Consider the following 25965-nt stretch of genomic DNA (forward strand, 5'->3'; position numbering starts at 1 on the left):
ACGTGAATAGCAACGTTCAAACAGACCAAACCAAAGCCATTAGCTGAACATATCAGCTAGTGGCTTTTTTAATAGCGATAAATAAAGGTAGGTTGATTACATTGTCTCGCGCCATTTACCTTGAACCATAATGCCTTGGATAGGATTCAGCCCCATCTGATAGGCCAAGTCAGCAGGACGGGCGATATCCCATAGTGCTAAATCAGCATCACAGCCCATTTCTATTTTACCCTTATTAGATAGTCCTAAAGCCTGTGCCGCATAGACGGTCGAGCCTGCCAATACTTCTTCGGGCGTCAGGTAAAACAACGTACAGCCCATATTCATCGTCAGTAAAAGGGATGTTAACGGTGAGGTACCAGGATTACAGTCGGTTGAAATCGCTATAGGGACTTGGTGCTTACGTAATGCTTCAATGGGTGGCAGCTTGGTATCACGTAACGTATAAAATGCCCCTGGCAATATCACGGCAACCGTATTGCTCGCGGCCATTTTTTTGATGTCTTCTTCTGATAAATGCTCTAGATGGTCGCTAGATAAGCCTTTATATTCAGCGACCAAAGCACTTCCGCCGATATCAGACAGTTGCTCAGAGTGTAGTTTCACTGGTAGACTTAATGAGCGAGCTACCTCAAAAACACGCCTAATTTGCTCTGTGCTAAAGGCGATGTTTTCACAAAAGCCATCAACCGCATCGACCAAACCTTCTGAATGCAATATCGGTAGCCACTCGCAAACTTGCTCGATATAGTCGTCCGCACGGTCCTGCATGTGAGACTTGTATTCAGGTGGTAGGGCATGCGCCGCTAGGTAAGTGGTGCTCACATGAATGTCGTATTTTTCTCCTAGCTGACGGGCGACCGTGAGCATTTTTCGCTCAGTGTCTAAGTCCAAGCCATAGCCAGACTTGATTTCGATACTGGTGACACCTTCTTTCATAAGTGCGATTAAACGTTTTTCACTTTGTGTAAATAGCGATTCAATACTGGCAGCACGGGTAGCACTGACCGTCGCGACAATACCGCCGCCTTGTGCAGCTATATCTTGATAACTAACGCCTTGCAAACGCGCTTCAAATTCATTGCTACGGTTGCCACCATAAACGATATGCGTATGACAATCGATAAGCCCTGGGGTTATCCATCGACCATCCACATCTGTGATTTGGCTAGCTTGATATTTAGACAAATGAGCAGTGATTTGATCGTGCGTGCCAACCCAAGCGATTTTACCGTCTTTAATACCGATAGCCGCCTTTTCTAACTGACCGTATGGGATGCTATCAGCATGCTCATTTTCATCATTACTTGTCTCAATACCAAAACCATGCCGCGCTGAAAAGGTGGCGATATTGGCGTTAATAATGACATGGTCAAATGATGTCATAGTAGATTCGTCGAGCGTCTGTTCTGTAGGGTTTTTCAATACGGAGTTCTTTGATTCATTCATAATATGCTCCTGATTTTTGTGAGGTCAGTGATCTTTGTTGGCAAGATCTAAGCGCTAAGTAAGTGCTGCTCTACAATAGTGGCTAGTAAGCGAGCAGCAACTTTGCAGCTACGACTATCAATGTCAAAAGTAGGATTAATCTCAGCAATGTCTGCCATTTTTACTTTGCCAGTAGCCATGATGGTTTTAACCATACGCTCAACGAAACCCAGCTCAATGCCAAAGGCGGCAGGTGCACTCACACCTGGGACGACACTAGATGGTAAGCAGTCCATATCGATGGTTAGATATATTATATCGACCTGATCTACAAAGCTTTTGACCCGCTCAGCAAGTGTGTCCCAAGGCTGATAATGACAGTCTTCATCACTGATAACCTGTACGCCCAATTGCTCAGCACGATCGAAAAGCGCTGCCGTATTAGAGAACCGACTGACGCCGATACAACAATAGTGAAAAGGCTGATTATGTGCGTCAAGATGTTCGGCAATTTGGCGAAATGGTGTCCCAGAGGTCGCTACATCAGACTGACGAATATCAAGATGGGCATCAAAATTAATAATTCCGATAGTAGGCACTGTGTTCGTGCTGATATTTGCTTCGCTTGTATTTTCTAATGCCTGCCATAATCCCAAAAAGCTACCATAAGCAATGGCATGACCACCGCCAAGCCCGATGGGTAGACCACCCTGTTTGATAACATTGCTCACTGCATCGGCATATTTGATCTGAGCTTGCTCAAGGATGCTCTCGGCAAAGCCATCATTATCATCACAATGAATGTCGCCAGCATCACCCAATAAGGTTGATAATTGACCATCAAAACGTTGTTGTAAATTAGCAATGACTGGCAGCGTAGCAAAAGCTCGACGAATCAATGGCGGAGCAGCTCTAGCACCCACGCGGCCTTGATTACGTCTGACGCCTTGATCACAGGCAAAACCAATTAGCCCAATATGCTGATCCTCGTAAGGCTGAGCAAGCTGATACCAATAGCGGGCGCGTGCCGTCTCAAAAGGCTCTGCACGGCCTGTCCACTTGGTCATATTAGCAGGTGTATGGCTAATGTGAGTGGCAGTCGTTGCTGTTGCTCTCGCTATTGTCATCGCTGCTCTCTGCACATTAATATTTATTTAGACTCGTACCAATCGCTGCGTAGTGACTGCCAATGTTCAGCAAGCGTACCGTCTAATACCAACTGTTTAGCTGCTTCAATATCAGGGGCAAGGTAGCGATCTTTATCATAGAAAGTCACTTGCTCACGTAGTTTCTGATGTGCGACTGTCAACGGCTCTGAGGTGTCTAATCCGCGATGGAAATCGATACCTTGACCAGCAGCTAATAGTTCAATACCGATAATGGTGGCAGTGTTTTGTGCCATCTCGTATAGGCGGCGTGCGCAATAGGTGGCCATTGACACATGGTCTTCTTGATTGGCAGAAGTCGGGATACTATCGACGCTACCGGGATGAGCGATAGATTTGTTTTCTGAAGCCAGTGCTGCGGCGGTCACATGGGCAATCATAAAGCCTGAGTTTACCCCAGCGTTATCTACTAAGAATGGTGGCAGACCACCTGATAGAGTCGCATCGATAAGCAAAGCCACACGGCGCTCAGACATAGAGCCAATCTCGGCGATTGCCAAGGCTAAAATATCAGCGGCAAAGGCGACAGGCTCAGCATGGAAGTTACCACCTGATATGGCGACAGGACCATCTTCGTTGTTGAAAATAAGTGGGTTGTCTGTCACCGCATTAGATTCAATTAATAGCGTTTTACCTGCTTGGTTGATGATATCAAGACAGGCACCCATGACTTGCGGCTGGCAGCGTAAACAGTAAGGGTCTTGAACTCGATCATCCTGCTCGCCATCATGTGAGGCACGAATGGCACTGCCTTTGATTAGCTGACGATGTGCCTTAGCGATTTCAATTTGACCATGATGACCACGTACTTCATGAATACGCGCATCAAATGGTGAATCCGAGCCTTTTGCAGCATCAATTGATAGTGAGCCTACAATGGTCGCAGTCTCAAGTAAATCACGTGCTAAAAAATAACCACGTAACGCTAGCGCAGTTGAGACTTGCGTACCGTTGATAAGCGCAAGGCCTTCTTTGGCTGCAAGAGTAATAGGCTTAAGTCCATGTTGCGCTAGGGCATCAGCAGCTGGCACTTTTTTACCAGCGACAAAGACATCACCTTCGCCCATCATCGCAAGTGTCATGTGTGACAACGGTGCTAAGTCACCAGATGCACCAACTGATCCTTTGGCTGGGATATTTGGCGTGATTTGATTGTTGATTAAGGCCAGTAAACTATCTACTACCTCGCGACGTACGCCAGAGACACCTTGCGCCAGACTGGCAACTTTCATCACCATAATCAGTCGTACCACGCCATCTGGTAATGCTTCACCAGTGCCCACAGAGTGAGAAACAATTAGGTTGCGCTGAAGTAGCTCAAGTTGGTCATCACTGATACGCGTCTTTGCCAATAGGCCAAAACCCGTATTAATACCGTAAGCGCTTTTATCTCGTGCAATGATGGTTCGTACATCTTCGTGCGAAGCATCTATTGCCTTATAAGCATTCTCAGGTAGTGTCAATATGACAGGCTGCTCGTAGATATCACGTAGCATCTTAAAGCTAAGCTGGCGAGGGTGTAGGGTTAGTTGTTTGATGTCGTTCATAGGGGTAATCCTAGTTGCATAGTCATATAATTGTTTGTTTTTATAATATTAAGGTAGTTCAAACTACTTAATCATTTTAATCATTGGCAAATTCAATCCATAATCTTTCGCTGTTTTGATTGCTAACTCATAACCTGCATCGGCGTGACGCATAACCCCTGAGCCGCAGTCATTGACTAATACACGCGATAAGCGTTTGGCTGCGGCGTCAGTACCATCCGCGACGATGACCATGCCTGAGTGCTGTGAGTAGCCCATGCCAACGCCGCCACCATGATGTAGTGATACCCAAGTGGCACCACCTGCCACATTGAGCATGCCGTTTAATAATGCCCAGTCAGATACTGCGTCTGAACCATCTTTCATGCTTTCGGTTTCGCGGTTTGGACTGGCAACAGAGCCTGTGTCTAAATGGTCGCGACCAATGACGATAGGGCCTTTTAGCTCACCGTTTTTTACCATTTCATTAAATGCCAAACCTGCTTTATCACGCTCACCAAGCCCTAACCAGCAGATACGGGCAGGCAAGCCTTGGAACTGAATGCGCTCTTTTGCCATATCTAACCAGCGATGGATATGTTGGTTTTCTGGGAATAGCTCTTTGATTTTTTGATCGGTCTTATAGATATCTTCTGGATCACCTGATAATGCTACCCAGCGGAATGGGCCTTTACCTTGACAGAACAATGGACGAATATAAGCGGGGACAAAACCTGGGAAGTTAAAGGCATCTTTAACCCCTTCATCAAAAGCAACCTGACGGATATTATTACCGTAATCGGTCGCTGGAATATCCATCGCCTGTAGGTCTAAAATCGCTTGTACGTGTACGGCACAAGATTTAGCTGCTGCTTTGGTGAGTGCTGCATGTTGCTCTGAATCTTCTTGTGCGGCTTTCCATTCTTCTACGGTCCAGCCGCTTGGTAGATAGCCATTAATCAGGTCATGTGCTGAGGTTTGATCGGTGACCAAATCCGGCTTCATGCCACCAGCGTGCGCACGCTTGACCATCTCAGGCAATATATCTGCGGCATTACCAAGTAAGGCGATAGAGACAGCTTCACCCGCATCAGTATGTTGTTTGATTAGCTCATAAGCGTGGTCAAGATTGTCTGCTTGCTTGTCGACATAACCAGTGCGCAAGCGGAAATCGATACTAGACTGCTGACACTCAATGTTCAATGAGGTTGCACCCGCGAAAGTTGCGGCTAGTGGCTGTGCGCCGCCCATACCACCAAGACCAGCGGTCAAAATCCAACGACCTGCCCAGCTGCCATCATAATGCTGACGACCTGCTTCGACAAAAGTCTCATACGTACCTTGGACGATGCCTTGCGTACCGATATAAATCCAGCTGCCGGCGGTCATTTGACCGTACATCATTAGGTCTTTGCGATCTAACTCGTTGAAGTGCTCCCACGTGGCCCAGCGAGGCACAAGGTTGGAGTTAGCAATCAATACACGCGGTGCGTTTTCATGTGTTTGAAACACGCCTACTGGTTTGCCAGACTGTACTAGCAACGTCTCATCATCTTCTAATTCTTTTAGTGACTCTAAGATTTGATCGTAGCTTTCCCAGTTGCGGGCTGCGCGTCCGATACCACCATAAACAACTAGGCTTTTTGGGTTTTCTGCCACATCAGGATGCAGGTTGTTTTGCAGCATGCGATAAGGGGCTTCGGTCAGCCAGCTTTTGCAATGTAAGGTACTGCCAGTGGGCGCGGCGATTTCGCGGCTTTCATCACGGCGAGTAGGTTTGTTGCTGTTGCTATCAGTAGTCATGGTCAAATCCTTGTGAAATCTTTTAAGTCGATTGGGCAATTAAAGTGAATGGTTTACGATCAGTCTAAGAGTGCACTTAACTGCTTGCTAAATTGGCTAGATTATCGATACTGCCGTAAAGTTGTATATACAAATTATCAAAGATATTTTTTTCATGCAAGTATTTTTTATGGATAGCCGCATTATTTTTGTTATTAACTCGATCAAGACTAAACGCTTAGACATATTGACTAAGGCCTGCATGGCGGTCTCGTGATATTATGAGGCTATTATTTTTAGTAAAGCTGACGGTTAAAAACGGATATGACAAAGACAGTTCCGGCGTATCAACGAATAAAAAATGCCATATTGGACAATATTCACTCTGGTAAATGGCAAGCAGGTAACGCGATTTCGACAGAAATGGCACTTGCTGAAGAGTTCGGTGTGTCACGAATGACGGTGAATCGCGCCCTAAAAGAGTTGAGCGAGGAGCGGGTATTAGAGCGTCGACAAGGGTCGGGAACGTTTGTCGCGCAGCAGCAGTTCAACCATACGTTTGTTGAAGTGCGCAATATCGCACAGGACTTGAAGTCGGCCAATCGTGACTACCGAGCAGAGGTTGTGAGTAAGCGTGCTATTACGGCCGACATGCTCGATGATGAACTACGGCGTGATTTTGGTATTAATAAGGTTGAGAGCAGTCTTGGCACGGATAGTAGTGAAGCCTCTGTGCTATATGAAGTAAAAATCATTCATTTTGCGGATGGTCAGCCTATTCAGTTTGAAGAGCGTTGGGTCGATGCGGCAAAAGTGCCAGCGTTCATTGAGCAAGATTTTAGTGTGGTCAATACCAGTGATTATTTAATCGCTAAAAGCCCACTGGAGCGGGGTAGTTATACCATCCGAGCGCTGGCCGCACCTGATGAGATTGCTAACTTTCTACAAGTCTTACCGCAGTCACCAACGCTTGTATTGTGTCGCCAAACCTATTCGGCTGGTCAAGTCGTCACCTTTGTCAAAATGTGGCATGCTGGCGATCGCTACCAGTTTTCGGGTGATTTGTAGGTGTTACCTTTCGCATGCTCACGGATTTTGTACGTTTTTTATGTCTAAATTGAGATACTATGTTTGTAAGCTGCTATTTAATGAGCAGCAATTTTCATTGACTGAATGCGCTATAATAATTGAACAGTCGTTAAAAATTCAAAAATAAACCAGAAACAGTATTGAAAAATAGGCTAAACAACCTCAAATTGAGCAGCCAAAGCCGAATATTGCAGGGCAGTCATTGTACTGGTCTCTTATATCGGCTTTTCCCTATTGATTGGTTTTATGTGTTTTCACTTTATTCATTCACTCTTATAAGGACGTCTTATGAAACGTCGTACTCTTTTAGCCCTTGCCGCCAGCACTATGTTCCTTGCCGCTTGTAATCAGTCTACTACCAATGATGCCGATACTACTGCGACTGACAGCACTGCGACTGGTGGTTCTGATTTGCTACAGCGTATCAATAATGGCGGCACCATCAATGTCGGTACAGAGGGTACTTATCCTCCGTTCACGTATCACGATGAGAGTGGCAAACTGACAGGTTATGATGTTGAAGTGACACGTGCCGTTGCGGACAAACTAGGCGTAGACGTTGAATTCAAAGAAACCCAATGGGATGCGATGTTGGCAGGTTTGGATTCAGGACGTTTCGATATGGTTGCCAACCAAGTCAGTTTGACCACGCCTGAACGCCTTGCTAAGTATGACAAAGCCAGTCCTTATAGCTGGTCAGGTGCAGTAGTATTGGCACCGACTAACGAAACTCGTTATAGCTCATGGGATAACTTAAAGGGTTTGCGTACCGCACAATCACTCAGCAGTAACTATGGTGAGCTAGCAGAACGTTATGAGGCAGAAATCGTTCCTGTCGATGGTATGGCGCAAGCGATTCAATTGGTTAAGCAAGACCGTGCTGACTTTACGATGAATGACAACTTGGCCGTATTGGACTATCTGAAAAAATTCCCAGATGCAGATCTTGAGATCAAACTGACGGCTCCTGCTAGCGAGATGCGTGGTTCAGGTTTAGTATTGATTAAAGGTGATGATGCAGTCGTAGCAAAACTAAATGATGCGATGGCAGAATTGACCGCAGATGGCACGCTCACCAAGCTTAGCGAAGAGTTCTTTGGTGCTGATATAAGTCAACAAAAATAATGTCAGGTTTTATCATGCCAGCTTCTGTAATGTCAGCATCATGGTTCGCGGACTTATTGGCAGTATTGCCATTCATGAGTCCTGATCGAGCGCAGATTGTCATCTCATCATTTTGGCCGATGCTCAAAGGCGGTATCTATTACTCGATACCGCTAGCATTGATCTCATTTGCGATTGGTATGGCCATTGCGTTGACAGTAGCATTGATTCGTATCGTACCGCGTGCCAGTTGGTTCCATGAGGTAATCTATCGACTTGCGCGCGTGTATGTGTCGGCGATTCGTGGTACACCGATGCTTGTGCAGCTATTTATTATTTTCTATGGTTTGCCAAGTATTGGTATAAAGCTCGATCCCTTTCCTTCAGCGATTATTGCGTTTTCGCTCAATATTGGCGCTTATGCATCGGAAACGGTGCGTGCTTCTATTTTGTCGATTCCAAAAGGGCAGTGGGAAGCAGGCTCGACGGTTGGCTTGACGTATCTACAGACTTTCCGCCATGTCATTTTGCCGCAAGCGCTTCGGGTGTCAGTACCACCACTATCCAATACGTTTATTAGTTTGGTAAAAGACACCTCTTTGGCCTCACTTGTATTGGTGACTGAGCTATTCAAACAAGCTCAGATTATCACAGCACGTAACTATGAGTTTATGCTGGTTTATACTGAGGCGGCGATTATTTATTGGGGTATTTGTCTGTTCTTGACCTTTATTCAAGGCAAGCTTGAAACTAGGCTAGATCGTTACGTGGCAAAATAAGTGATGGTTGAATAGTTCTTAGCTACACGACCATTAGCTACATAGCCATTAGTAATACGGGCACTTAAGAATAAACAGTCGCAAATAGAGACCAGTACAACAGGAATTTTTATGATCAAAGTCACTAATATTCATAAAGCCTTTGGTGGCAATCAGGTGCTCAAAGGCATCGACTTGACTATCAATAAAGGTAAAGTGGTGGTGATATTAGGGCCATCAGGGTCAGGTAAGACGACGTTTTTGCGTTGTCTCAATGCGCTAGAAATTCCTGATCAAGGTGTCATTGCTTTTGATGATGGTAGTCTGACAGTAGACTTTGCTACTAAGCCTAAAAAGAAAACGTTGCTCGCACTACAGCGTAAGTCTGGCATGGTGTTTCAGTCTTATAACTTGTTTCCACATAAGACCGCTATTGAAAACTTAATGCTTGGGCCTACAGTAGTACAGGGTCAGACCAAAGCGCAAGCCCGTACGCAGGCATTGGCACTACTGGAGAAGGTTGGTCTATCAGATAAAGCAGATTTGTATCCGTTTCAGCTATCTGGTGGTCAGCAGCAGCGTATCGGTATTGCTCGTGCGCTTGCTATCGAGCCATCATTGCTGTTGTTCGATGAGCCGACCTCTGCGCTTGATCCAGAACTGGTTCAAGATGTCTTAGGCACTATGAAGCAACTGGCCTCTGAAGGTTGGACGATGGTTGTTGTGACCCACGAAATCAATTTTGCTCGTGATGTCGCAGATCATGTGGTACTAATCGAAGATGGTCACGTGGTCGAAGAAGGCAGCCCTGAGCAGATGTTTGAATTATCAGTGCATCCTCGTACGCAGGCGTTTTTACAGCGTATCGAAAAGTCATAGCGTTATGACAATCAACTGACGTTCTAAGCGAAAAAAGTCCCAATCATGATGTCATGGTTGGGGCTTTTTTTTATAACCGTAGATAGTAGGCGATGTTAAATAATGAGACAGAGCGCTTAAACTTTTTGTCGTTTCTTTAACCTTAACCAACTTGGTACGCGAATAGCAGTACCATTTAGCACAGCATTGAACAAAGCTGCTAGTAAAATAAGCACCACACCCACATACTGAATCAAAGATAGTGATTGATGTAGTAATAGTATGGCAAGGGCAATGGCTGTCAGAGGCTCAAAAATCGTAAACACTGAAGCGCGACTGGCAGGGAGCTTCTCTAACGCTTTCATGTACAACCCAAAAGGTACGACGGTTCCGAGTAAAGACAGCCCTAAGACATAACCCCAAGTCAGCAGAGGCAGACTAAATAGTTGCTCATAAGTATTATAGGTCTCTGGTAATAGCAGCAGCACGCCTGCACTGATGATGATAGACGTGAAAAATACCAATGGAGCAGGGTGAGCATAATGCATAGCACGCTTGCCGAGTACGCCATATAAGGAGTAGCACACGCCTGCTGACAAGCCCAATAAAATACCCCAGTTGACTTGTGCTTGCTCGCCTAGCATCGTCAAACCGACACCAAATACCGCCATGAGTGCCAATAATGCTGATTGGCGAGTGATAGATTCATTGAGCAAAAATGCTGAGAACAGTAAGCTAAAAACTGGCGCAGTATAGAGCAAAGCGACAGCTGGTCCAGCACCGACGTAGATCACCGCAAAGAAATAGCAGACAGACATACCAAGCACGCCTATCAAAGACTGGAGCGCCAGTCCGAGCCATTGCTTGGGTTTGAGCTTAATCAGATGCGGCCATAATTTTGGTAGCATAACTAGAATTAGAAAAGCGGCGGTCACGATACGCAAAATCGTAATCTGCCAACCGCTAAAGCCCATTTGGTTGATGTAGGTTGAGAATATACCTAAGGTACCCCAACAGACCGCTGCCGTAATAATTTGAATGGTACCTATCCATGACTGCCGCGCCGACATTGCGCTATCAGTGTTTGCCATATCGTTCTCTTTTTTATTTGAGTGTCGCAATGTTTATAATTTGTAGGCTGTTCAAGCCTCTTGGGTAACTAAAATCTGATCATTATAAAACTGCTACGGCAGCAACTTCGTTAACCATACCAATGTATAGTTAATAAGATTTTCTTATATCGATATTGCGGGCTGATGATATACCAAAATCGAAAATTACAGTTAACTGTGTTAATTTATTCAGGCACTACTATATTCAGGCATTACCAAAAGTAGCGCTTGAACTCGTTTTCTTTACTGCTCAAATTTTGTGAATGGTCTGACGTAATACAATACTGAAATAAGAAAAGACAACCCGATTGAGGGCTGTCTTTTGTTTGTTTTTTGAGTCTATCACGAAAATATTATGGAGTCGCTTAGAAATGTCATCGATATAAATATAATCGCCCTAATATGACCGGTTTATACCTGCATCAAAAAGTTACTGAGCAAGCGCTTGGCACCTTCGGTAGCAAAAGACTCCGGATGAAACTGTACGCCTTGAATCGGATAGTCTTTATGCTGAAGACCCATAATTTCATCACCTAACAATGATGACTCTGCCAAGCTATGCTCAACATGTGCATCATTAGTCACAACGGCGGTGACGGTTAAGCAGTTTGGTAAGGTATCTGCTTTGACCATTAGTGAGTGATAGCGCATGATTTCTATCTCTTGCGGCAGGCTTTGATAGACACCTGCACCATCGTGGCTAATTGATGACACCTTACCATGCATCGGTACATTGGCACGTATCACGTCACCACCAAATACATGAGCGATGCCTTGCATACCTAAGCAAACACCCAATAGCGGTGTCGTCTTACCCATTACTTCGATGACCTCAGCACAAATACCGAAGTAGGCAGGATCATCAGGTGCACCAGGGCCTGGTGAGATAATGATGCGATCAAGATTCATCGCTTGCACATCAGCCAGCGTAATTTCATTGTTGCGTTTAACGATGACGTTTGCTTCTTCATCGCCATCCATGGTTTGTAAAATCTCACCAATATATTGATAAAGATTGAAGGTAAACGAGTCGTAGTTATCGATAATTAAAACATTCATGGGTCATAAACTCTTTTGTAAAAATATAGCTAGGTAAAATGTGGTCAATTTACGAATTATGGCTGGTACAAGTTACAGCTACATAAAGCTGTCTAGTACTACTTTCATCGCAGACAGTTTGCGCTGAATTTCCAAGTATTCATCGGCAGGATTGGAGTCGTAAACGTTGCCACCACAGGTTTGTGCATAGGCAGATTCGCCACTGATAAAGAGACTGCGAATAGGAATAGCAAAGATACAGTCGCCATTGAAGTTGAATGACCCAAGCGCCCCACCATAGGCACCGCGACCATCAGGCTCTAGCTCATTGATGACTTTGATGGCTTCAACTTTTGGTGCGCCAGACAGCGTACCAGCAGGGAAGTTGCTGGCAAGGGCGCTAAACATGTCTTCGTTAGGATGTAGGATGCCGACGATTTCAGAGGAGATATGCTGCACGTGTGAGAAGCGTTTGATATCCATGAGGCTACGTACTTTTACCGTACCAAATCGTGCCACACGGCCAATATCGTTACGATGTAGATCAACCAACATATTATGTTCGGCAATCTCTTTGTCATCGTTGAGCAATGCACGGGCCAGCTTACGGTCTTCGATCACATCGACGCCGCGCTTGGCTGTCCCTGCCAGTGGATACGTTTCCATCTCACCCTGACGTAAGCGAAATAGCAGCTCAGGTGAGGCACCGATGATGCACTGCTGAGCAAATTTCATAAAGTACATGTGCGGTGAAGGATTAACAGCGCGCAGTTTTTCATAAATCGGCATCTTATCACCAGCGATACGATACTTAGACTTAAACCCTACCTCACACTGAAAGATGCGCCCAGAGATGATATCTTCTTTGACCTTCATTACTACTTTGGCATGTTCCTCTTGACTCATGCCATCGCCCAAAAACTCAACCGTAGGCTTCTCATAGTCTGGAATAGCAATATCAAATAAGGCTTTGATTTGCTCGATACGATTTTCTTGCTGCGCGGTTGGGTAGTAGAAGTAAAAAATTTCACCCGTCATCTTATCGAGCGTCAAGCCATCTAGATATACGCCAAACTTAAATGGCTCAAAGTCGTCGCTAGACTTGGCATTGAGGCTGGGCTCAAAGAAATTCACACTGTCATAGCCTAGATAACCGACCAAACCACCACTTTGATCACGAGCGATGACATGCTGAGGAGTAATCTTACGTAGTAGCTGATACGGGTTTTCAGTTTGGTAATGGCTAGTTTCAGCCGTCTTGTTGTCCGTAATCGCAAGGGTAGTACGGTCTAATGCTGCGATGGTCATAACTGGATCAAAACCAATGGCATGATGACGTGAGATATGGCTATCTTCACCCAAGGATTCGAGCAAGTAGCAGGTGTCAAAAGTGCTTTCGATGCGTTTAAATAGCGCAAAAAAATCAATATCTTGAGTGAGCTTAATACGCTGTGGTTTGCTAGGGATATCAATCGCCGCAGGTTGGCTATGCTGTAATGTAGGAGAGGTCATAACAAAGTCCAAAATAGTTCAAATATGTGTCAGTTAAAAATAGAAGGAATTCAAATAATATAGTGTAAGGTATAGTAGATTGACTCTATCAAGAGTCCTGTCTGTGAGTCGCTAATAGGGCGCTAACATCATGACTTTGCATGACTTTAGCACCGCGCGAGACAGTAGCGATACCGACGCCTAGCTTCTCAGAGATTTCACGTTGGGTGATATTGTGTTCTAACAAATCAAAGATACGGATACGATTGGCAATTTCGCGTTGTTCCTTGTCGGTCAATAGCGCACTGAACAGCACTTCGATATCAGCGCTGTCATGACAAGCCGCTAGATGCTTTAATAAACTGCGATAAGGGTCAGTACTCATAATGTTCAATCTTAATAAAAGGGTAGATGGCTGTCTTGCTAATGTCAGCCTTAATCTTGTTTCAGTATTCTAGTACAGTAGTACGTAAAATACAAGTAGAGTCGTAAAATGCTGTCTTACTTTCACTAAACCTTTCTATAATATTCAATTCGTCCAAAGTAAAAAACCAGCTAATGGTGACTAGCTGGCCTGTCTATTATTTGTTATTAATACCGATCAAACCTACTTTGAGGCAAGCTCAATTTGCACCTGCCAACCGTCTATATCTAGCTCATAGCAATTTTTGCCTTCACCATTGATACGGTCAATCACTAAGAAGTCAGAGTCATGACCCAGTGCGAGTAGGGGATGATGCCAAACATTGGCGTCATATTGCACCCCTTGATGAGATTTGGCATAAAACACCGTCAAATCATCAGCAGATTGAGGTGGCGTACCTGCAGGAGCAACGACAACGACATAGTCCTGAGCATTCATTGAAAAGAACGCCTGCGTGCCAAACGGATGGTATTCCATCACCGATAAGCAGATAGGGAAATCACGTTTTTTGGCACGGAAGATACTCATGCCCACATTACCACCATCGAGCTTAGCCTCGGCGATGGCATGATGGCGACATGCGTAGCCTTTATTGATATGGTAGCTGTTTTCAGGCGTTTGCTCATCCTTGTCATAGGGTTCGATAACGGTGCCGTAGGGCGCAAAATCAGCTTTGGTTAAAGGTTTTGCAACGATCGTAGTCTTCATAAGAGTACTCATGACTTGCCTTACTTTTGGTGATTACTGTTTATAATCACTGTTTATACTTATTATGAGCTAATTTATCATAAACCAGTACGCGACTTAAATCACCACTTGAGAATAAATGACATACTCAAATAAACGATGATGCGTCTATATTGTTTATTACTCTAGATGGTTTATCGCTCTGGACGAATAAATGGCATATGTCTATTCACGTCTTTATAGAGCAAGTATCTAAATGGACCCGGTCCACCGGCATAACAAGATTGTGGGCAAAATGCGCGCAGCCACATAAAATCACCGGCCTCCACTTCGACCCATTCACCGTTTAAGTGATAGACGGCTTTACCCTCTAGTACATACAACCCATGTTCCATCACATGTGTTTCGTCAAATGGAATCACGCCACCTGGCTGGAAAGTAACGATATTCACATGCATGTCATGACGCATATCAGACTGCTCTGTAAACCGAGTGGTTGCCCACACGCCATCTGTGCCCGGCATTTCAATAGCGTCAACTTCATGATCGCTTGTGACAAAAGCTTCGGGCGCATCAATACCCTCTACAAACTGATACGCTTTGCGGATCCAATGAAATTTAACGTGCTTATCACTGTTATTTTTCACCGTCCATTTACATTCTGGTGGTAAGAAAGTATAGCCGCCCGCTTCTAAATGATGCGCTTCGCCCTCAATGGTAATATCCATTTCACCTTCAACGACAAACAATACCGCTTCAGCTTTAGCATCCAGTTCAGGCTTTTGTGAGCCTCCGTTTGGCGCTACTTCCACGATGTATTGAGAGAAGGTCTCTGAAAAACCAGTTAAAGGGCGTGCAATTACCCACATCCGCATGCCTTCCCAAAATGGTAGGTAGCTAATAACAATGTCGGTTAGTACACGTTTGGGAATAATTGCATAAGCTTCGGTGAAGATAGCGCGATCGGATAGTAGCTGTGTTTGTGGAGGTAAGCCGCCAGTTGGTGCGTAATAGGTGCTTTTTTTTGACATTATTAATGTTCCTTAATGACTTTGTGCGGTGATAATGATGGTGTGCCGCGATAAATTGGTGTCTAAACGTAGGGTTACAGCCAGTTTGCCGTGTTGTCTGCAGTGGCTGGATGGTTTTTATACCAATGTTTGGCAATGTCATCGCGGCGGCATACCCACACGTCAGGTTTGCTAGTGATGTATTGCAAAAACTTTTTGAGGGCGGTAATGCGACCAGCACGGCCAATGATGCGGCAATGCAAACCAATGGTTAGCATTTTAGGTGTATGTTCGCCTTCTTCATATAAGGTGTCGAAGCTGTCTTTTAAATACTGATAAAAAGGTTCAGCATTGGTAAACCCGGGACTAGACGCAAAGCGCATGTCATTGGTTTCTAGCGTATAAGGAATGACGAGATGCGGTTTACGTGCGATTTTGTTACCGTCTTCTACCTTAACATTGAGCCAGTATGGCAGCTCGTCCGCGTAAGAGTCAGAGTCATAAATGTAGCCACCTTGTTCAGCGACCAGCTCACGAGTGTTTGGGCTATCACGGCCAGTGTACCAACCAAGCGGCTGACCACCAATCATGCTCTCGAATATCTCAGTAGCGCGGCGTACGTGTTCGCGTTCGGTTTCGCGGTACATATTTTGATAAGTAATCCAGCGTAGACCATGACTGGCGATTTCGTGTCCATCTTCTAATACACGCTCGATAATGTGAGGTGTTTTTTCGGCAGCGGCAGCACAAGTAAAGGTGGTAATAGGCAAACCATATTCTTTAAAGGTATCCAATACTCGCCACACACCGACACGACTACCGTACTCGAATGCTGACTCAATCGATTGGTGGCGATTGTCAAACTCTGGTGTACCCAAGACGTCCGATAAAAAACGCTCTGACTGACCATCACCATGAATGACGCTATTTTCTGCGCCTTCTTCGATATTTAGGACGAACTGAACAGCGATTTTGCCGCCGCCTGGCCAGTTGGCTTTTGGCGGGTTGTCACCGTAGCCTTTCAAGTCACGAGGGTAGGCATCTTGATTGAAATCACTGGTTATGCTTTTGCTCATATTTGATCTTCCTTTATTACAGTTGAGATTTTTTATTAACTAAAAGTTTTATACTTAATTAGGTTGTACGGCGTAGGGACGCATAAATAGCCAGTAAACGAGACCACCTAATGCAGCTCCTAATAAGAAACCATAACCTTCAAGCTTCGTTAGTGCAGGCACTAATACGGTTGCAACAGAAAAGATAGCACCAATAACAAAAGCAATTAAGCCACGGATATTCCAGCCTTTATAGTAGTAATAAGCCCCGTCTGGTTGATCAGAAAATAAATCATTGATGCTGATATGTTGACGTTTGATTAAATAATAGTCGACAACTAATATACCAAAAAACGGTGCAATGATTGCGCCAACAGCATTTACGAAGCCAACGATGCCGATTTTACTGATAAATGATAACCAGAGTGCGCCGACGAAAAAGGCGATAATTGCTGTAATTAAGCCACCTTTACGAAAGCTAATATGTTTGGGAAATAAGTTCGCCAAATCATAAGCTGGTGGTATAAAGTTTGCGACCATATTAATACCTACTGTTGCAGCAAAGAACGTTAGGGCAGCGACGATAGTTAGTGGTAGTGAGTTCACTCGATCAACGATATCTGATGGATTTGTTAAGGCCTCACCAAATAAAACTAAAGTACCTGCAGTGATGACTAGAGCGATAAAGGAGAAAAAAACCATATTAATCGGTAAACCGAGTAAATTCCCCAGTCTCATATCACGCTCGCTACGCAAGAACCGCGAAAAGTCACCGAAGTTGATGACCACTGCGGCAAAGTAAGCAACCATCGTACCAACAATAGCTGTAAAGGCTTGGAACGAGCTACCTGTATAGTCGCTGCCATTGGTAAAAATGGAGTTAATAGCCGGTAATAACTCTGAGCCGGACTGATACCAGACCACGCCCATCAAGATAACCATCACCACATAAACGAGCGGACCTGCCCAGTTTAAAAAATGCTTGATAGGTTCAACCCCTGCCCAAAAAAGCATAATCTGAAATATCCAAACGATGACGAAAGCGAGCCAAGCAGTGCCATTTAAGCCTAAAAAATTTTCATCCGAGCTCCCCATTATTAGTGTTAACAATATGGTGACTGCAGTGGAGGCAAAGTAGGTCTGCACGCCGTACCAAAATATACCGATAATGGCGCGTAATATAGCCGGAAGATTAGCACCATTGATTCCCATACTTGCTCGTATAAGTACTGGAAAAGGAATGCCATATTTGACGCTCGGCTTACCTGTCAAGTTGACCATCAGCATGACGATGAGGCCTGAGCAGATAATCGCCGCCATGACCCACCAACCATTTAGTCCATAACTCAAAAATAAGGAGGCGGCTAAGGTATAGCCGAATAAGCTCTGAATGTCGTTGGACCAAACATTAAATATTGCAAACCATCCCCAATTACGTTGTTCAGGCTGTAATGGGGCAAGATCTTCATTATATAATCTCGAGTTTTTGCGCTCTGGATTGAAAGTATTGCAATTATAGAGCGAGTTATTAGATTGGTTACCGAGCTGACTTCCTTGCTCATTCGCAGCGGACATCCTTTTCTCCTTTCAGATTGGAATCAATCAAAAATAATATTGTTAACACTTTAAAACGTTTATTGTTAACACTTTAAGGATGTATAGGTTATTGGTCAAGGTAATTGTTTGATTAGTGTTTACTCAGCTGTGTTGAGAATGCTCATTTATAATCCTGACGCATAAGCAACCATCTGCTGACGTTCTTCATCCGTCAGTTGAGTGAGATTGCCTAATGGCATATAGCCCGTTTGTACGGCAGTAATGATTTTAGCTTTGTGGATTTTCATGTCTGTTGGTGTCTGTAATATAATCCCTGCTGGTGGTGCGGCAAATCCTTGCTGAGTAGGCTGTGCTGCATGGCAAGTGCTACAGCGAGTGTGCACGACATTCATCATGGCATCGTCAGCAGAAGCAGTTACTGGTACGACATCGGCAGTGACACTTTCATTGGAGACAGCTTCATCAGAAACGGCATCAGTACTCACAGCAGAACTGGCGACTGCACTCTCAATAGTTGGTGGCACGCTGTCAGGTGTTACTGTTTCAGCTGCGACTGCAGCAGTAGTAACAGGCAATGGTTCAATTGGCTCAGGACGCATCCAAATAATTAACAAAACCGTTAATACCGCAGGGAAGACCAAATAGCGCGGCTTATGATTGTTTAAATGCTTTTGATTAAAGTAATGACGTACTATTGCAGTGATGATACACACAAAGACTAACACCAACCAACCGTGCGCATGAGCGTACATCATCGGATAGTGATTGCTAATCATGATAAAAATAAGCGGTAGGGTGAAGTAGTTATTCATCAATGAGCGGTTTTTGGCTTGTAGTGCCAAATCGGCTACTTCCTTGCCCGGTTTCTCTCCGCGCCTCACGCAATCGACTAGCGCTCGTTGGGCGGGCATGATACCAAAGAAGACGTTACCTGCCATGACCGTACCTAAAATGGCACCAATATGGATGAATGATGCTCGGTCACTAAATAACTGGTACGAACCCCAGCAAGCGATAATCAATAGGATAAAAATAATGCTACTAAAGATGAGTGAGTTTTTGCCCAAGTGACTACGGACAATCACTTCATAGATAAAGTAGCTACCGAATAAGAACAACAAGCTGGTCGAGATAGCACCAACACTGCTACCAAAGGCAACTTTGCTTGGGTCAATCAGATACGCCGTAGCATTGGCATAGTAGACGATAGACAGCATGGCCATACCCGTCAGCCAAGTGGTATAAGCCTCCCATTTGAACCAATGTAGCGTTTTGGGCATCTGTTCAGGTTCGAGCTTATATTTGGCAATTTCATAAAAGCCACCGCCATGTACCGCCCATAGGTCACCGGAAATACCTTTGTCCGTTTTCCACTGTGGTGGTTTACGTAGACTGAGATCTAACCAAACAAAATAAAATGAAGCCCCAATCCATGCTACGCCAGCGATGACGTGGAACCAGCGGAAAAATAAATTTAACCAGTCGAGATAATAAGCGCCCATGTGGCAAATGTCCTTTTTTACGATATTCTGTCGTCAGCGTTTTTTTGTTCGATATGCTTTGGTATTTAATATACCGTTGTACTGCGATGTGCTCTTGCACCATCATTTCGTCGTCATGACATCAAATCAAATGCCATTAAATACAGTCACGAGCCACGATAAGTGCTATAGCCATGTGCGCTAAGCAATAACGGTATGTGGTAATGATTGGCATCACGCACCATAAAATCGATGATGACTTGCGGATAAAATGCGGTGAGCTGCTGCGTATCAAAGTAAGACTGCGTATCAAAAGTCAGCGTATAACGGCCATGACTCAAATCAGATTCGCTACTATTAATTTCTGAGCCAAACTGCCAGCTATCAGGAGCCACGCGGCCATCTGCATTGGTAATACCGTTTGCTAATAGAACAGCCTCGCCGCTATCGGTAATACGATGTAGGGTCACGGCGACATCAGCCGCTGGTTTGCCAAGGTGAGTGTCTAAAATATGTGATGAGAGAGTGGCTGACATAATAACTCCATTTATATATGTGGGGCAGATGAGGTTTACTCGGCGCTCAGCAGTTTCTGTAACCGTAAACGCGTGATTTTATTTTGCTCGGTAGCGGCATTGACGAGTTCAGTATCGCGATCATTTGGTAGACGCGCTAACAGTAGATCTAGCATTTGCTGAGCGCTCTTACCGGTGGCAAATACAATAAAGATAAAACCAAATTTATCGAGATAATCTTGATTGCCTTGTGCCAATGCTGCAATGACATCGTCTTCAGCGTCATTGGCACCTGATTGCTCGTGTGCTGCACTGTCTTGCGTGTTGCGATATTTTGCTTTTAACGAATCGACATTGCCAATTTGTGGATGCCCATCAAACGCTTCTAATAGATTCTGCTCATCCGTTTGAGATTGCATCCAAGCGTCATCACTATGGGCGAGCACGGCGTGCATGTCGATGAAAGGACGTTTATTTACTAATGTCTGCGCCCAATGAGTGCTGGTACAACAGGTCAATAGATGTGAGGTTGCGTCAGCTAGCGAGAGTTCGTTAAATTGCTGTAAAGATAATTTCACAGTAATCTCCTTTTCATTTAACAGTGATGGATTAGAATGGGCGAGCATTGGGTTTATGGTGATACGCTCATACTGCTAGATACAAAATCACATACTGAAATAGTATTTATCGAATAATAATTGGTTTAATATTACTATTCTGCTCAAACCTGACCATTTGGTCAACTACTTTATCAGGATATTTTATTTAAGTGGCTTATATTTCATAAAAATTAGAAATTAAATAGAGATACTTATTCGAATCCTGCTATTTATTCATCATAATAACGACAGGTATAACTCACATGGCCCAAGAGACCGATATAAACATACAAGAGACGTTTGAGGCGGCGACACCGCATAACCAGCAAGGCATTCGTGCACACAATCAGGCTGTTATTCTAGCGGCAGCTGAAGAGGAGTTTGTGCTGCAAGGATTTGGTGGTGCGACGATGCAAAGTATCGCTGATAGAGCCAAGCTGCCAAAGGCCAATATTCATTACTATTTTAAAAATAAAAAGAATCTGTATCAGATGGTGTTGCACTCTATTATTCAAGAGTGGAACGATGGTCTAGTGACCATGACAGTTGATAGTGATCCTAAAGTGGTCATCGAAAAATTTGTTCGTACCAAACTACATCAAGCCTTTGCTAATCCAAACCGACATAAACTGTTTGCGCTGGAAGTCATCGGCGGTGCACCACATTTGAATAATTTTATGTCGACGACGATGAAAGAGTGGGCGATTGATAAGGCAAAGGTCATGAAAGTCTGGCATGAGCAAGGCAAAATTGGCATTGCTGACCCATTACAGTTATTGATTTTGATTTGGGCAACAACGCAACGCTATGCTGAATTTGAAACAGAAATCGTTGGCTTGATGGAAAAGACTGATTATGACCAGCAGGACGAAACACGTGCCGCTGATTTCTTGGTGCCGTTTATCTTACGCGGCTGTGGTCTTGAATAACGATTGTTTATTATCATTTCATAAAAACGAATTATAAAAACAAATAACGCTAGTGCATTATCAATGCGCTAGCGTTATTTTCATTAGGAAAGGTTAAATTTTTTGTCTAAGCGGCTTTAGACCGTCATCCAAATGCTGTTCTGCTGTATCAAATTCGACACCGTAGTTCTTGGGTAAAATCATATCAAGTGCAATGGCAACGATACCCGACATGGTCACCGCTGAACCAAAGATATTACGGAATAGCTGCGGCGCTTGTGCGAATACATCAGGTACAAAAGCCACACCCATTGATAGACCTAGAGAGGTTGCGATAATCAAGATATTGCGATGGGTGAAGTTCACTGTTGATAGGATGCGAATACCAGCAGTCGCTACCGTTGCAAACATCAGCAATGTCACACCGCCAACGACTGGCTTGGGTAACTGAGTAAAGATAGCGCCAAGGATAGGGAACATGCCCATGGTGAATAAGATAGCACCAACATAAAAACCAATATAGCGGCTGGCAATCCCCGTCATCTGAATAACACCATTGTTCTGGCTAAAAGTCGTCACTGGGAAGGTGTTGAATACCGCTGCAATCAATGAGTTGACACCGTCACCTAGTACGCCGCCTTTGATACGTTTCTCGTATACTGGGCCTTTGATTGGCTCACCTGAGATCATCGAAGTTGCCGTCAAATCACCTGACGTCTCAATACTGGTGATGACATACATAAAGGCGATAGGGATAAAAGCCTGCCAGTCAAAACCAAAACCGAATTTAAAAGGTACAGGCATTGTAAATAGGGGGGCTTCAGAGACTAGAGAAAAATCAATACGTCCCATAAAGACAGCAGCTATCAAACCAAGCATCAACCCAATAAATATCGCACTTGAGCGAATGACTTTATTGTTGACGATACTAATCAGTACCACACTGACCAATACACCACCGCCTAGTAGTAAGTTTTGCATACTCCCAAAATCTTCTGCACCGACACCGCCTGCCAAATCTGTCAAGCCAACCTTAGTTAGTGATAGACCGATAGTTACGATCACACAACCTGTCACGATTGGACTCATCAATGATTTGAGTTTGGTGATGAACTGACTCAAGAAAATTTCGACAAAGGCACCAAGAAATGACACCCCAAAGATGACAGAGAGAATTTCCTCTGGACTACCGCCCCTGTTTTTTACCACAAAGCCTGCTGCTAGTACGGCGGCTAAGAAGCCAAAACTGGTGCCTTGTAACGCCATTAAACCTGAACCCACTGGCCCAACTTTACGTGTTTGGATAAAGGTTGCAATACCTGAAACCATCAATGACATGCTGATGAGATAGGGGATATGTTCTCCCAAACCCAAGACCCCGCCTATGATTAATGATGGAGTAATGATACCAACGAAGCTGGCAAGTACGTGTTGTACTGCCCCTAAAAATGCTTTTGCAGGAGCAGGACGGTCATGCAGTCCATACAATAAATCGGGGTTCCCTTGAGTGTGCTCACTCATCTTGGCTTCCTCCTAAGGTGACTTTCAGTCCCAGCTCTATGGAGATTATTAAGCAATGCGATGATACATAGTGTCAATGCACTATAAATGCGTTACAGCGTCAGCCTCACTTGAAGTATTCAATATACCTCTACACTCGGTTGCCCTGTCATACTTTCCAACTGAATTGATTCTAGTTTAGAGAAGCAGTCGTATTGTTTAGCCATCTCACAAAGAGTCGCACTTATTTTTATGTGAATACATAAAAGTAGGTAGCTATTAGTTATTTGTGAGTCTAGCAAATAGCCATGATTACGAACCTGACTAATTGGTCAACTACCTAAGGGTATAGGGAAAGGGTTAGTTATTGCAACATTTTTCTAACATTAGCATGTTTATTTCTAAAATAATGGTTATTTATTATAGGAATGTGGATATGGATTTTACGTTGGAGGCGCTGTTATATAAGGCTTTGATTAATAAGTAATTAGAATATTTTGATGAAGGGTTAAGTTTTCAAATCTGCCTAAATATGAAATTAATCATAGTAATTATTGCTAAATTGTTAATATTTAGTTAGGATACCTGTCTTCGATAAATGCTAACAATTATCATTAGTATTTTTATTCATGAGACAGATTTGGCATTGTGAAAATGGCCATTTATCTGAATGCCTATCATGCAAAAAGCAGTTATTAATCATTAATAGAAGCGGTTATTCAAAACGATCAACGTTTAAGTAAATCGTCTTAAAACTTCTAATTCCTAACAGTAAATAAAGTGAGTAAGTTCGTTATGCGTGAAGTAAAATCATCAAAGCTCTCTAGCCCATTAACGGTATTATCTATGGGTGTTGCTGCGGTATTGTGGTCGCAAGCGGCTAATGCAGCTCCTGTAGAAGAGGTGCCAAACGTCACGTTACAGACCATCACAGTGACAGCCAATAGCTCTGTACGTGATGGAGTACAGTCGGATTCTGTTTATATAGATGACTATGTACCTGCTGCACAAGCGAGTCTTTTGAGTGACTTTTTAGATGGCGTACCAGGCGCTTCGGTAGGCGGTACAACGGCAATCAATCAACGTGTGCGCATTCGTGGCTTTGATGATACGAATCTAAAAGTGACCGTTGATGGTGCTCGTCAAGAAGGCTATGCGTTCCACCACGCTGGAGATTTGGTCATTGATCCAGACTTGTTGAAGCGCTCGGAAGTTTCAGTTGGTAATAACTCAGTCACTCTAGGTAATGATGCGATTGGTGGTGCGGTTGCTTTTGAGACAGTTGATGCTGTGGACTTGCTCGATGTCGATCAAAAGATTGGTGCAAAAGTCTATACCGGCTACGCCAGCAATAATAACGAGCTGTTAACATCAACGACCGTATTTGCTGCACCGACAGAAAATGTTGATTTATTGGCTTATTATGGCAAACGCACCTCCGAAGCAGGTGAAGATGGCGATGGTCGCGACATTCAAACGTCAGACGGTGACACCGAAAGCATTTTGTTAAAGGCTGGTACTTACTTAGGTGATAATCATCACGTCAGTGGTAGCTTTAGCCGTACAGAAAATGAAGGCATGTATGCAAACCGAGCAGATTTTCCACTAACTGATGAGAATGGTTGGAACCCTGCTGTACCTTGGAAACAAAGCCGTGATACCTATACATTAGAGTATGGCTACCAACCAGCCAATGACCTAATTGATATCAAAGCCAACATTTATCAGTCTGAAACAGAGCTTGATAAAGACAATGGATCTATTGCAGTTGATTTGATCACCAAAGGCGGCAAGATCGAAAATACCAGTCGCATAGCAAGTCAGTTAGGATCGCATAAGCTGATTACTGGTGTTGAGTATTATACAAAAGAATCTGAGGTATCTCGTCTAGGTATCATTGGAGGAAGTGATGAGGCAAAAAACACGTCTGTATATTTAGAAGACCAGTGGCAAATCGGTAAGTTAACGCTAACACCTGGCGTCCGTTATGATCATTACGAAGCACCAGAAGAAGTGGCAAATGGTGAAACATACGACAATGTAGTAGGCGCTTTTGCCGCTAGCTATCAAGTGTTGCCAAGTACCAATGTATTTGCAAGTTATACCCAGTTGTTCAATGGCCCTGACTTACAGGAAGCCATCCGTAATACAGATGGTAAAGATAAATATATTTCTTCTGATTTAGAGCCTGAAACTGGTAGCAATGCTGAAGTTGGCGTATCAACTATTTTCCGTGGCTTAACCACTGAAGATGATTCGTTACGCCTCTCTGGTAAGTACTTTGTGACAGATTTGGAAAACTGGATTTCTTACGAAAGCGGCCTTGATTGCACCACAGGACTTGCCTCTGATACGGGCACATGCGCAGGCTCATTTAATGCAGATGAAGATTATGAAATTAAAGGGGTAGAGCTCTCAGCTGATTACCGTACCAATAACTTCAATATGGGATTGAGCTATGCACGCGCGCGTAGCGAAGGCAAAGAATCTGGCTATAGTCTGTCACAAGGCACTGGAGATGAAAACGATTCTGGTGATAAGTATATGGTTAACTTGGGATATGCCCCAACTGACACACTTGATTTAGGCTGGCGCAGTACGTACGTGACCTCTATCAACCCTAATACAGATGATGATACAGATACCGAAAAAGAAGGCTATGACGTACATGATATATTCATGACCTACACGCCTCAGCAGTTAGCGGGCGTGAAAGCGACGCTAGGCGTCTACAATATGTTTGATGAAACGTATGCAAATCATTCATCACGCTACTCAGACGATTCGGACTATACGGATTATGCGATCGGAAGAAATGTGAAAGCCTCTCTAACCTATCAATTTTAATAGATAAAATTAATATCTAGACTTGATAGC

Annotated in this window: 22 protein-coding genes; 6 read left to right on the plus strand and 16 right to left on the minus strand. The window is 44.0% G+C overall.

What is annotated here, in order from left to right:
* Window positions 1-96: 96 nt before the first annotated feature.
* From hutI to hutU, 4 genes are all read right to left on the minus strand, one after another.
* Window positions 97-1386, minus strand: a complete 1290-nt coding sequence (gene hutI / locus IPZ60_RS10555) for an imidazolonepropionase (protein ID WP_370463032.1) — start codon at window positions 1384-1386, stop codon at window positions 97-99.
* A 110-nt stretch (window positions 1387-1496) separates the two neighbouring features.
* Entirely contained in the window at window positions 1497-2555 is a 1059-nt protein-coding gene (gene hutG / locus IPZ60_RS10560; RefSeq protein WP_194197751.1) for a formimidoylglutamase, read from the minus strand.
* A gap of 23 nt (window positions 2556-2578) precedes the next feature.
* Window positions 2579-4141: a histidine ammonia-lyase gene (gene hutH / locus IPZ60_RS10565; RefSeq protein WP_194197752.1), complete on the minus strand. Its 1563-nt coding sequence runs from the start codon at window positions 4139-4141 to the stop codon at window positions 2579-2581.
* Between the two features lie 63 nt (window positions 4142-4204).
* Complete coding sequence (gene hutU, locus IPZ60_RS10570; RefSeq protein WP_194197753.1) at window positions 4205-5923, minus strand: urocanate hydratase; 1719 nt, start codon at window positions 5921-5923, stop codon at window positions 4205-4207.
* A gap of 303 nt (window positions 5924-6226) precedes the next feature.
* Here hutU and IPZ60_RS10575 point away from each other — a divergent pair, with 303 nt between their 5' ends.
* The 4 genes from IPZ60_RS10575 to IPZ60_RS10590 all read left to right on the plus strand — a co-directional run bounded on the left by IPZ60_RS10575 (window position 6227) and on the right by IPZ60_RS10590 (window position 9732).
* Window positions 6227-6970: a UTRA domain-containing protein gene (locus tag IPZ60_RS10575; RefSeq protein ID WP_194197754.1), complete on the plus strand. Its 744-nt coding sequence runs from the start codon at window positions 6227-6229 to the stop codon at window positions 6968-6970.
* Between the two features lie 309 nt (window positions 6971-7279).
* Window positions 7280-8116, plus strand: coding sequence for an amino acid ABC transporter substrate-binding protein (locus IPZ60_RS10580; RefSeq protein ID WP_194197755.1), 837 nt, complete (start codon window positions 7280-7282; stop codon window positions 8114-8116).
* Window positions 8117-8190: 74 nt separating this feature from the next.
* Window positions 8191-8874, plus strand: a complete 684-nt coding sequence (locus IPZ60_RS10585; RefSeq protein ID WP_181416279.1) for an amino acid ABC transporter permease — start codon at window positions 8191-8193, stop codon at window positions 8872-8874.
* A 111-nt stretch (window positions 8875-8985) separates the two neighbouring features.
* Window positions 8986-9732, plus strand: coding sequence for an amino acid ABC transporter ATP-binding protein (locus IPZ60_RS10590; protein WP_110923194.1), 747 nt, complete (start codon window positions 8986-8988; stop codon window positions 9730-9732).
* Between the two features lie 116 nt (window positions 9733-9848).
* Here IPZ60_RS10590 and IPZ60_RS10595 read toward each other — a convergent pair whose 3' ends face one another.
* From IPZ60_RS10595 to uraD, 11 genes are all read right to left on the minus strand, one after another.
* Window positions 9849-10802: a DMT family transporter gene (locus tag IPZ60_RS10595; RefSeq protein ID WP_194197756.1), complete on the minus strand. Its 954-nt coding sequence runs from the start codon at window positions 10800-10802 to the stop codon at window positions 9849-9851.
* Window positions 10803-11234: 432 nt separating this feature from the next.
* Window positions 11235-11882, minus strand: a complete 648-nt coding sequence (locus tag IPZ60_RS10600; protein WP_194197757.1) for an aminodeoxychorismate/anthranilate synthase component II — start codon at window positions 11880-11882, stop codon at window positions 11235-11237.
* 78 nt (window positions 11883-11960) lie between these two features.
* Entirely contained in the window at window positions 11961-13373 is a 1413-nt protein-coding gene (locus IPZ60_RS10605) for an anthranilate synthase component I family protein (protein WP_194197758.1), read from the minus strand.
* A gap of 88 nt (window positions 13374-13461) precedes the next feature.
* Complete coding sequence (locus IPZ60_RS10610) at window positions 13462-13737, minus strand: Trp family transcriptional regulator (protein WP_194197759.1); 276 nt, start codon at window positions 13735-13737, stop codon at window positions 13462-13464.
* A 222-nt stretch (window positions 13738-13959) separates the two neighbouring features.
* Window positions 13960-14496: an ureidoglycolate lyase gene (locus tag IPZ60_RS10615; protein WP_227669333.1), complete on the minus strand. Its 537-nt coding sequence runs from the start codon at window positions 14494-14496 to the stop codon at window positions 13960-13962.
* Between the two features lie 161 nt (window positions 14497-14657).
* Window positions 14658-15494 carry a bifunctional allantoicase/(S)-ureidoglycine aminohydrolase gene (locus tag IPZ60_RS10620; protein ID WP_194197760.1) on the minus strand — a complete coding sequence of 279 codons (837 nt, stop codon included), beginning with the start codon at window positions 15492-15494 and terminating at the stop codon, window positions 14658-14660.
* Between the two features lie 74 nt (window positions 15495-15568).
* The gene (puuE, locus tag IPZ60_RS10625) at window positions 15569-16549 is read right to left on the minus strand and encodes an allantoinase PuuE (RefSeq protein WP_194197761.1); all 981 of its coding nucleotides are present in this window, start codon (window positions 16547-16549) and stop codon (window positions 15569-15571) included.
* Window positions 16550-16603: 54 nt separating this feature from the next.
* A complete protein-coding gene (locus IPZ60_RS10630) occupies window positions 16604-18103 on the minus strand; it encodes an NCS1 family nucleobase:cation symporter-1 (protein ID WP_194197762.1) in 1500 nt (499 codons plus the stop codon).
* 146 nt (window positions 18104-18249) lie between these two features.
* The gene (locus IPZ60_RS10635; RefSeq protein ID WP_194197763.1) at window positions 18250-19587 is read right to left on the minus strand and encodes a urate hydroxylase PuuD; all 1338 of its coding nucleotides are present in this window, start codon (window positions 19585-19587) and stop codon (window positions 18250-18252) included.
* Window positions 19588-19733: 146 nt separating this feature from the next.
* Window positions 19734-20102, minus strand: coding sequence for a hydroxyisourate hydrolase (gene uraH, locus IPZ60_RS10640; RefSeq protein ID WP_194197764.1), 369 nt, complete (start codon window positions 20100-20102; stop codon window positions 19734-19736).
* A 35-nt stretch (window positions 20103-20137) separates the two neighbouring features.
* Window positions 20138-20659, minus strand: a complete 522-nt coding sequence (uraD, locus tag IPZ60_RS10645) for a 2-oxo-4-hydroxy-4-carboxy-5-ureidoimidazoline decarboxylase (RefSeq protein WP_320108734.1) — start codon at window positions 20657-20659, stop codon at window positions 20138-20140.
* 284 nt (window positions 20660-20943) lie between these two features.
* On the opposite strand from uraD, the gene IPZ60_RS10650 reads away from it, so the two are divergent.
* Entirely contained in the window at window positions 20944-21609 is a 666-nt protein-coding gene (locus IPZ60_RS10650) for a TetR/AcrR family transcriptional regulator (RefSeq protein ID WP_194197766.1), read from the plus strand.
* 93 nt (window positions 21610-21702) lie between these two features.
* Here the strand turns inward: IPZ60_RS10650 and IPZ60_RS10655 are convergent, their stop codons facing one another.
* Window positions 21703-23109 carry a uracil-xanthine permease family protein gene (locus IPZ60_RS10655; RefSeq protein ID WP_194197767.1) on the minus strand — a complete coding sequence of 469 codons (1407 nt, stop codon included), beginning with the start codon at window positions 23107-23109 and terminating at the stop codon, window positions 21703-21705.
* A 774-nt stretch (window positions 23110-23883) separates the two neighbouring features.
* Here IPZ60_RS10655 and IPZ60_RS10660 point away from each other — a divergent pair.
* Complete coding sequence (locus tag IPZ60_RS10660) at window positions 23884-25935, plus strand: TonB-dependent receptor domain-containing protein (RefSeq protein WP_194197768.1); 2052 nt, start codon at window positions 23884-23886, stop codon at window positions 25933-25935.
* The last annotated feature ends 30 nt before the right edge of the window (window positions 25936-25965 follow it).

Source organism: Psychrobacter sp. NG25 (assembly GCF_015234355.1).
Classification (GTDB): domain Bacteria; phylum Pseudomonadota; class Gammaproteobacteria; order Pseudomonadales; family Moraxellaceae; genus Psychrobacter.

Coding starts and splice junctions, on each gene's coding strand:
- IPZ60_RS10580 (WP_194197755.1), top strand. CDS start 7,280: ATGAAACGTCGTACTCTTTTAGCCCTTGCCGCCAGCACTATGTTCCTT.
- puuE (WP_194197761.1), bottom strand. CDS start 16,549: ATGAGCAAAAGCATAACCAGTGATTTCAATCAAGATGCCTACCCTCGT.
- IPZ60_RS10575 (WP_194197754.1), top strand. CDS start 6,227: ATGACAAAGACAGTTCCGGCGTATCAACGAATAAAAAATGCCATATTG.
- IPZ60_RS10590 (WP_110923194.1), top strand. CDS start 8,986: ATGATCAAAGTCACTAATATTCATAAAGCCTTTGGTGGCAATCAGGTG.
- hutG (WP_194197751.1), bottom strand. CDS start 2,555: ATGACAATAGCGAGAGCAACAGCAACGACTGCCACTCACATTAGCCAT.
- IPZ60_RS10595 (WP_194197756.1), bottom strand. CDS start 10,802: ATGGCAAACACTGATAGCGCAATGTCGGCGCGGCAGTCATGGATAGGT.
- IPZ60_RS10635 (WP_194197763.1), bottom strand. CDS start 19,587: ATGGGCGCTTATTATCTCGACTGGTTAAATTTATTTTTCCGCTGGTTC.
- IPZ60_RS10585 (WP_181416279.1), top strand. CDS start 8,191: ATGAGTCCTGATCGAGCGCAGATTGTCATCTCATCATTTTGGCCGATG.
- IPZ60_RS10655 (WP_194197767.1), bottom strand. CDS start 23,109: ATGAGTGAGCACACTCAAGGGAACCCCGATTTATTGTATGGACTGCAT.
- IPZ60_RS10615 (WP_227669333.1), bottom strand. CDS start 14,496: ATGAGTACTCTTATGAAGACTACGATCGTTGCAAAACCTTTAACCAAA.
- IPZ60_RS10660 (WP_194197768.1), top strand. CDS start 23,884: ATGCGTGAAGTAAAATCATCAAAGCTCTCTAGCCCATTAACGGTATTA.
- uraH (WP_194197764.1), bottom strand. CDS start 20,102: ATGTCAGCCACTCTCTCATCACATATTTTAGACACTCACCTTGGCAAA.
- IPZ60_RS10610 (WP_194197759.1), bottom strand. CDS start 13,737: ATGAGTACTGACCCTTATCGCAGTTTATTAAAGCATCTAGCGGCTTGT.
- hutI (WP_370463032.1), bottom strand. CDS start 1,386: ATGACATCATTTGACCATGTCATTATTAACGCCAATATCGCCACCTTT.
- hutH (WP_194197752.1), bottom strand. CDS start 4,141: ATGAACGACATCAAACAACTAACCCTACACCCTCGCCAGCTTAGCTTT.
- IPZ60_RS10620 (WP_194197760.1), bottom strand. CDS start 15,494: ATGTCAAAAAAAAGCACCTATTACGCACCAACTGGCGGCTTACCTCCA.
- IPZ60_RS10630 (WP_194197762.1), bottom strand. CDS start 18,103: ATGTCCGCTGCGAATGAGCAAGGAAGTCAGCTCGGTAACCAATCTAAT.
- IPZ60_RS10600 (WP_194197757.1), bottom strand. CDS start 11,882: ATGAATGTTTTAATTATCGATAACTACGACTCGTTTACCTTCAATCTT.
- IPZ60_RS10650 (WP_194197766.1), top strand. CDS start 20,944: ATGGCCCAAGAGACCGATATAAACATACAAGAGACGTTTGAGGCGGCG.
- hutU (WP_194197753.1), bottom strand. CDS start 5,923: ATGACTACTGATAGCAACAGCAACAAACCTACTCGCCGTGATGAAAGC.
- IPZ60_RS10605 (WP_194197758.1), bottom strand. CDS start 13,373: ATGACCTCTCCTACATTACAGCATAGCCAACCTGCGGCGATTGATATC.